The organism is Legionella shakespearei DSM 23087 (genome assembly GCF_000373765.1).
Classification (GTDB): Bacteria; Pseudomonadota; Gammaproteobacteria; order Legionellales; family Legionellaceae; genus Legionella; species Legionella shakespearei.
The window spans coordinates 98872-106392 of sequence record NZ_KB892383.1; the positions used below are offsets into that span (position 1 = coordinate 98872).

Genomic DNA, 7521 nt, shown 5'->3' on the forward strand with positions numbered 1-7521 from the left:
GATAAGGGAACCCCTTATGAGTTTGAAAGTGCTGAGCAGCTTTTGAGAGATTTTTTCAAGAAGTGAATTCAATTATTCAAAAATTGAATAATGGAGATAAAAAATGAAAACATTACAAGTTGGTATTATGTCACGAGAAAAATTTCAGAGTCGTACTATTGAAATTGCTTCTGGACGTTATAAACCTAAGAAAAATGAACCTAAGATTTGGTTTAGTTCAATCAAATCACTTTGTGAAGTATTGAATGAAAACAATATGAGACTATTGAAAATAATTGATGAACAAAAGCCTGAGTCAATTAAAGAGCTTGCTGTCTTAAGTAAACGTGAACCTGGTAATTTGAGTCGTACACTTAGCACAATGGCTCGCTACGGTATTATTGAAATGAAGAAAATTGGGAAAAATTCTAAACCAATTGCTAAGGCTTTAGATTTTAATATTCAATATAGTGCTGCTGGATAATATTATATCCTTTAATTTTGAACTACCCGGAAATTCCGGAGAGTTTATTTTGAGAATCTAAGTAGTGGGTTCCAAAATGGAACATACTGATGCTTAGAATTCTCAATTCGGACCGCACTGCCGTCCATAACTAGAGAGGCATTTATATCTGTTCTTTATTTATCTGCTAAAGGCTTAATAGTAACGCTATACCCTCATCCATCTAAGGAATTATTTGCTCTTCAACGGTTAAATCATTAAATCCCCGCTTGATCATCACAAGCATAGATACAGCCATATCATAATCAATTTGAGGTTGAGTGATGGAGATTGCCAGCTTATCCATTAATATTTTATTATCAAAAAACTCTTTAAGACGATTTTGGGTCTCTAAAGACAGCCCTTTAAGATCGCGTCCTAAAAGACGACAGCCACTTAATACATAATCGAAATGCTCTTCTAAAAGAAGATCTGCATGTTCTGTATCAAGCCTATCCTGATTATCAAAATCCAAGTAGTTGGAAACAATATTAATAAAATCGCTGGCATCTTTCTTTGCTTGTCTGGAGATCCAGGCAAACAATTTGAGAAGCACCAAGCCCAAAGGCGAAGCTATTTTAACATTTACTTCATTAATATCGATTTTTATTGCACCGTTATAAGCATCATCAAACCCAATTAAGCTGAATTCAATATCATATTCAGGAGGCCATTTTAAGTTTGGGTTTTCTGCTTTTATATCTCCGAAAGGTAGGATATCTAAATAACCAAATTTTGCAGACACCACTCGATGCTCATGTTTATTGTCCACAATGAAATCCGCATTTTGGATAAAAGCATTTTTGATTTTATAAAATTCATCCCAGTTTTTGCAGCAAATAGCTATATCAGTATCTAAAGTCGCTCGTTGAGCCTCATTTTTATCAAAATATTCAAGAAGTATGTCTCGTGCCTTCGCGCCAATTAGAAAATAAGCGCAATTATTTGCGCTGGTCACTTCATTAATGAGTTTAAATAACTCAATATCCGAGGGAAAAAAATTATTCCATTTCTTTTTTAATGTATTGTTCATAGATAAGGCTGGCTGTTTCCTGATTTCTTTCATCAAGAGAATTTAATAAATCTGCATATACCAGAATACGTGGCACAACAGTAGCGTCTTCATTGTTAAAATTCCAAAATTTTTTTAATAGCTCGATATTGCCATACGCATTGCTCTTAAGCCGAAATTTTAACTGTAATTTAGGCAAATTATTCTCGGCATACAAAGTGATGATTTTGGGTTTTAGATAATGGGTTAATTGACTGGCTGCAATTTCATTGCCCCAAAGAAAATTAAAATCGTAAGGCTTCGCTTCTTTTAATTCATCAACTAAATCGGTAGAAAATTTTCCGAAAATTAATTTAGGACGTAACTTTTCAGCATATGCGATACACCATTTATTCAAGAGTTCTTTTTTATTTGCCAAAATGCGATCACCATTTTGCTTGATGATGAGATAATTATATTTTTGGAGCATAAGAAACGTTTTATTAATACTACCAAGAGCAACACCACTCATTTTAGCAATTTCTCGATAGGTGAGACTGATAGCATCCTTAATAGCTAATAACACAAAAATAATTTTTATATTGGCGCTATTAAGATCAAAGGCAAGTTCAGACGCAGATACTTTTTGCAGTGACTCACCTTTAACAAAGATAAATATTGGTGGCTCATTAATATATGCATTTCCTGAGTAATCAATAAATTGGACATTTGCCTGTTGTAATTCTTCTGCAAGCAGTTTGTTTGCATGCCGGGTAATCAGGAGACTATTTTTATCCAAATGCTTCATATGGTTAATTACAGCAGCAATATTAGACCTATCAATATTTGCAATTAATTCAGGTTTAAAAATAAGCTCTTTATTTTCTTTAATAGAAATAACAAGCTGATTTGCCTTCTTATTATATCTGCATTGAAGACTTAATTTATTTCTAATAGTTAGTATCAATTGATTAATGTTCATTATGTTCACTCATGGCCTCTTGTTCATAATTATAGTATGTTCATTAAAAATGAACAACATGAAAAAATGAACAAAAAGTTGTGTCATGAGTGCTAATGCTTCTTATTATGCGGTGAATATTGATATTGCTAAAGAGTGGGCCGGAACCTCTTTAGGGATTATGGACGCATTATTTGCGATTGCTGGATTTATAGCACCCACACTTACAGCATCTATAGGGTCAGGCCTTGCCTTTTGCTTTTTTCGAGTTAAGCAAAAGGCAAGGCTTGACCCTCAATACACTTTATCAAATCAGTAACTTTACCAATAGAAAAATTGGGACAATATCGAGGATATTTTCTATTCAATCCACCGGAATGTTTTTCTAATAGTTGCAGGTCATATTTGGACATATCCACTAGGTTATTGATTTTTCCTGATAGCTCATTTAACAGAATCAAGGTGTTATGTTCATTCATATTCAAGCCCTCTTAGTCTATGCATGAGACAACAGAGGAAACATCAACTGATTTTCATCAAATAAAGCAGTTTTGTCTGTCTCAACAAAAAGCATTTCATCTTTTTCTTTTTCATCGATAGGAATTATCTCATAGGATGAACAATCCTTAGGGACAAAACCAAGTCGTACAGTATCTACTGTTTCATCACTCAAGGCATGGATAACATGGTCTAAATTTTGCTCTTTTTTGCTAAACACGTCTAATAAATGGAGTTGTCGTCCCTTTATTTCGGCAATGGCGATAGCATCCAATTCAGGGAGATAGAAGACATTATTTTTATATACAGTGATGCCGTAAAACAGGGCCAAATCGGCATTTTCTTGCATGGATATTTTGCCTGATGGATAGGTATTTTGCGCATAATTATGAAGTTTTTCCCGGTTTTCTTTATTATCCATATCCAATGTGACAAAATTAGCCTGTGTTGTGGGTGTTATTGTGCGCTGGTATTGATACTCTTTAGCTGACTTAAATCCAAGTTTAGGATAGAAGCCCCATACGGTTGAATTAGCAAAAAGATAAATCAGATGGCTGTCTGCTTTCCAATCTTCAAAGACCTTTCCTACGAGCTTTCGACTTAAGCCTTGATTTCTGTAGGCTTTATCTGTCATCACAGTGCCAATCTGGATAGCTCTTTGGTTATGACCAAAGATGCTAAAATCCATAATATTCACTGAAACATTGGCTATGGCTTGCTCCCCATCAAACAAGGTATAGGGGATGTATTTATCTCGCCAATAGCCGGATTGATACCATTCTTCAAAAGATAAATCAAAGGTTTTAACGGAAAGCGCATTAAACGCGGCGCGCTTTTGCTCATCTTGTTGATAACCCTTAAAAAAAGTAAGTTCTTTCATTCGATCACCTTGTAGGCTATTTTGTTTGGATTTATGGATAATTTGATTGTGTTAATTTTCTGCAGCATCCAATCTGCACAAGGTTCTAATGATGCTTTAATATCTTCCCAATATTCATTTTCATCGCCGATGCAGATGGATTTGGCTCTGCTCATTACATCTTGGTGAATTTCTGGCAAACGTTCTATTACCCAATCTGCCGCATCGGGCTTGGAACGAATGGTATTGGTTTCTAAAGTATTCCAAATTCGTGCCAGAGTGAGTAGCACATTTCGGGTATCATCCTTGATATCGGCTGCAAGTCTGTCCAAATCTTGAAGCATCGCTTTAATAAAATCAGCGTAGGGAACTGGCGCTAAAATTTTTTCTGGTTTCTCTCCATACAAGGTCTGGCTCTTTAATAAAACCTGAGTGATAATCAAAGCAAGATCGGGCATTTCATCATTCTGTGGTTCAATCTCACCCATTTCAAAAGAAGCTCTTAACCATTCTCCATATTGAAAATCAAAACGAGGGGGATAATACCAGGGATTAACCGCTCCTTTTTCAATAACCGTCATTTCTATAGGTCGTTTTGTACTTTTCATATACAGTCCTGATATTTGAAGCAGGTGTTGCGTCAATTCATTTTTTTCACTTAAGGTTGTGGCGTGATAAGTTACAACCAATAAGTCAATATCACTGTATTTCTGTAAACCACCGACCAGAGCCGAACCATAGAGATAAACGCTCAAAAGATTGTCACCTAAAACTTTAGTAACTAAATCAAGACATTCATTGATTTGTTGCACATCAGGATTGTTTACTATTGGTTCATTATGATAATTCATACAGTGTAATCCAGTACTGTTGATGACGAAAAACTTCAGCCCTCATCTCAGGCTGCGCTGTTTTCATCTAAGGTATAGGTTAATTCGATTAGTTGAAAGGGAAATTTCATCTGGTCATTTCCCCTTTTTTAGTGAACCATAATATCAAATTATCGTCCAAAGAAACTATTGTTCCTGGATCAACTGGTTTATAGTCATAAGTGCCTTCAGTCCATCCGGAATATAGCCGCGCTTGATGTAAAGCCGTTGCGCTTGTCCATATCCCCCATCTTCTCCTCTGGGTCAGGCCTTGCTTTTTGCTTAACTCGAAAAAAACAAAAGGCAAGGCCTGACCCTCAATACATTTGTTGATTCTAGGGTTGTACCGCTTGTATTTTTTCAAGAAATTCAGCAGCGGCAGCTTGCAAGGCTTCGGAGCCTCCTTGTCTTTTTGCAAAAAAACTGGCACTACTAATGAGAGAACTTAATTGTTTTTCAGGTGTTGTTTTTGAAGCTTCCCTTTCTAAAGTATCATTTATGTCTTGCCGTGTTTTAATGCTTCTTAGAATAAAGTCACGACGAATTGGATTCAATTCAATATTAAAAACAGTGAGATTTTGGGAATTACGTGGCACTACACTTGCACCCAGATCAAGAAGTAAAGTGATCCAGTCTAAGGCCTCCGTCTTGGTAGCTGCTAACATGATTGGAGTATTTCCCTCTTTATTTTTAGCATCAAGTTCCGTGCCACTACTGTGGAGTAGATTTATGATTCTTAAACTCAAATTAGAGGAGGGTTGGTAGGCCATCATTAAAGAATGTAAGGCATTATTTCCTTGATGATTTCGAACGTTGGGATCTGCTTTTAGCTTTAATAAGAGCTCAACCCAGGCTAATTTCACACCTGCTGCCGCTAAAATCAAAGCCGAGTTTCCATCACGATCTGTAGCATTAATTACATTTGAAGGACCTTGAGCAAGCAAAGTTTCAAATAATTTTTTGTCCTGAGGATCACCTTGAGTATGTTTTACTAGTAAATGAAATATATTGGAATCATTTCTATCAGGAGCTGTGGCTGTAACTTGTGCGCCTGCTTCAATTAATTTCATGACTAATTCCGAGTGTCTAAAACCTGCTAATAAAGCGTAGTTGAGCTGCACGATTTCGGGTTTTTTGCTTAAGAAAGAGATAAGTAATTCATCTCTTATTTCTGATCGTATATTCCTATAATTTAATGCGAATTGAGTTAAGGGCGTCATTCCACTGTTATCAACGATTATATTAAGATTCTCGACAATCTGTTTGAAACCGGGACACTCTTGTTGCTCAGGATATTTCGTAAAGATTTTTTGAATCAAGTCAATGGCTTTAGTTCCTAGCTCTATTTGAGCTTTTCGTACAGTAATTTGTTGAATGCGCAGGGATATATTTATTAAAGCATCTAAGATATTTTGATTACTGTTATCAATATTAACTAATGCAGTGATATGAACTCTTGCTTCGATAAGGTTTGAAATATACTTTAGAGCATTTTCAATTGTTAGAATGATGTTTTCCCCCGATTCATAAAAAAATCTGTCTAAATCTTCGGTATTGATAATGGGTGAAGTTGGAATAAGCGCTTCAGCTTGATTACCACCAGCCTGATCCGGTTCTTTATCGAGTTTTGATTTATTTAGGGGGGAAATAAGTGATTTAGTTTCATGATCTTCTGGGAGTAACTTTTTGCCGGACAGTGGTTTAACCTGGGAGGTAGTACGATGTCTTCTTCTTAACATGGGGTTATCCTTAACGTGGCAATAAAAAAATTATAGCTATTTGAGAGTGATTTTAAGCTTATTTGCCGAATCCGATTAAAAACTAATTATCATCCTGAATTTCAAAGTTGGGTTAAGCGTAAAATATTTTGGAAACTGAAACAAGTTTTATCACGATCAATAGCAACTATATAGGGTCAGGCCTTGCTTTTTTCGAGTTAAGCAAAAGGCAAGGCCTGACCCTCAATATATTTGGTTCATTATCAATAATTGTGCTTGCAACCTTAAATATGATTCTGTTTAATGTCAAAAATTAAATAAGTGCAGGTATTTATATGTATAAACTTTGTTTTCATGTTCCAGAAGCCTATGTGGACGTGGTTAAAAATGCAATTTTTGCAGCAGGAGCTGGGAAGGTGGGGGCGTATAGTCATTGTTCATGGCAAATATTGGGAGAAGGGCAGTTTATACCTTTGGCAGGAAGTCATGCTTTTATTGGTGAGATGAATCAATTGGAAAAAGTTGCTGAGTTCAAGGTGGAAACCGTTTGTGCTGATGATTGTATTCATGAGGCAATTGCTGCGTTAAAAGCCGCCCATCCTTATGAAACACCTTCCTATGAGGTCTGGCGGTTGGAAGATTTTTGAGTTTATTTATTCTTCCTTTAAGCATAACAGTATCCCATTTGGGCTGACATCTTGGTGGGTAAGTTTACCTATTTTTAAGTCAATAAGCAGTATGCATCTATGAGGCAGGCACTTACTTAAGGTTTTTTTACTCTATTCGTAGCCCGGTCTGCTTGCAGCCGGGAATTGTACCACTTCGATCCCGGCTGCAAGCAGACCGGGCTACGTACTAAATCATGCTCTGTGCCGTAACAAAAATTCCGCTTCCTGACGGTCATTGCTTTATACACAAATAATTCCAAATAGAATAATATCGACCCATTTGAAGAAAAGCGTGGATATTAGTTATGGAAATGTCAGAAGATTGGGTTGAAAAAGAAGTAGAGGATGAAGATTTTGGAGATAAGCGATTAAATAAGCGTTTTAAGAAATTGCTCGGGAGTTTATTTAAATCGCCGGATAAAAGCATATCGGGCTCATGCAAGGGCTGGGATGAAACGATGGGAGCCTATCGTTTT

Annotated in this window: 9 protein-coding genes; 3 read left to right on the top strand and 6 right to left on the bottom strand. The window is 36.2% G+C overall.

The window, feature by feature from the left end:
- Window positions 1–103 precede the first annotated feature (103 nt).
- Window positions 104–463, top strand: a complete 360-nt coding sequence (locus B094_RS0102530; RefSeq protein WP_018576220.1) for an HVO_A0114 family putative DNA-binding protein — start codon at window positions 104–106, stop codon at window positions 461–463.
- Window positions 464–665: 202 nt separating this feature from the next.
- Here B094_RS0102530 and B094_RS0102535 read toward each other — a convergent pair whose 3' ends face one another.
- From B094_RS0102535 to B094_RS0102560, 6 genes are all read right to left on the bottom strand, one after another.
- Entirely contained in the window at window positions 666–1514 is an 849-nt protein-coding gene (locus B094_RS0102535) for a nucleotidyl transferase AbiEii/AbiGii toxin family protein (protein WP_018576221.1), read from the bottom strand.
- Window positions 1483–2454 (bottom strand): type IV toxin-antitoxin system AbiEi family antitoxin, encoded by a 972-nt coding sequence (locus tag B094_RS0102540; RefSeq protein ID WP_018576222.1) that lies wholly within the window; start codon window positions 2452–2454, stop codon window positions 1483–1485. The genes B094_RS0102535 and B094_RS0102540 overlap by 32 nt, the downstream gene beginning before the upstream one ends.
- 248 nt (window positions 2455–2702) lie before the next feature.
- Entirely contained in the window at window positions 2703–2912 is a 210-nt protein-coding gene (locus B094_RS16685; protein ID WP_081621020.1) for a hypothetical protein, read from the bottom strand.
- Between the two features lie 17 nt (window positions 2913–2929).
- Entirely contained in the window at window positions 2930–3811 is an 882-nt protein-coding gene (locus B094_RS0102550; protein ID WP_018576224.1) for a GNAT family N-acetyltransferase, read from the bottom strand.
- On the bottom strand, window positions 3808–4641 hold the full coding sequence (locus B094_RS0102555; protein ID WP_018576225.1) for an aminoglycoside nucleotidyltransferase ANT9: 834 nt from the start codon (window positions 4639–4641) through the stop codon (window positions 3808–3810). Before B094_RS0102555 ends, B094_RS0102550 begins: the two co-directional genes overlap by 4 nt.
- Window positions 4642–4994: 353 nt before the next feature.
- Complete coding sequence (locus B094_RS0102560; RefSeq protein ID WP_018576226.1) at window positions 4995–6398, bottom strand: ankyrin repeat domain-containing protein; 1404 nt, start codon at window positions 6396–6398, stop codon at window positions 4995–4997.
- A 314-nt stretch (window positions 6399–6712) separates the two neighbouring features.
- Here B094_RS0102560 and B094_RS0102565 point away from each other — a divergent pair, with 314 nt between their 5' ends.
- Window positions 6713–7024 (top strand): YqfO family protein, encoded by a 312-nt coding sequence (locus B094_RS0102565; RefSeq protein ID WP_018576227.1) that lies wholly within the window; start codon window positions 6713–6715, stop codon window positions 7022–7024.
- 332 nt (window positions 7025–7356) lie between these two features.
- A partial coding sequence (locus tag B094_RS16695; protein ID WP_248619523.1) for an IS4/Tn5 family transposase DNA-binding protein occupies window positions 7357–7521 on the top strand: 165 nt, incomplete at its 3' end.

Excerpts from the sequence above, each read along its gene's own strand:
- B094_RS0102530 (WP_018576220.1), top strand. The coding sequence starts at position 104 with ATGAAAACATTACAAGTTGGTATTATGTCACGAGAAAAATTTCAGAGT.
- B094_RS0102535 (WP_018576221.1), bottom strand. The coding sequence starts at position 1,514 with ATGAACAATACATTAAAAAAGAAATGGAATAATTTTTTTCCCTCGGAT.
- B094_RS0102540 (WP_018576222.1), bottom strand. The coding sequence starts at position 2,454 with ATGAACATTAATCAATTGATACTAACTATTAGAAATAAATTAAGTCTT.
- B094_RS16685 (WP_081621020.1), bottom strand. The coding sequence starts at position 2,912 with ATGAATGAACATAACACCTTGATTCTGTTAAATGAGCTATCAGGAAAA.
- B094_RS0102550 (WP_018576224.1), bottom strand. The coding sequence starts at position 3,811 with ATGAAAGAACTTACTTTTTTTAAGGGTTATCAACAAGATGAGCAAAAG.
- B094_RS0102555 (WP_018576225.1), bottom strand. The coding sequence starts at position 4,641 with ATGAATTATCATAATGAACCAATAGTAAACAATCCTGATGTGCAACAA.
- B094_RS0102560 (WP_018576226.1), bottom strand. The coding sequence starts at position 6,398 with ATGTTAAGAAGAAGACATCGTACTACCTCCCAGGTTAAACCACTGTCC.
- B094_RS0102565 (WP_018576227.1), top strand. The coding sequence starts at position 6,713 with ATGTATAAACTTTGTTTTCATGTTCCAGAAGCCTATGTGGACGTGGTT.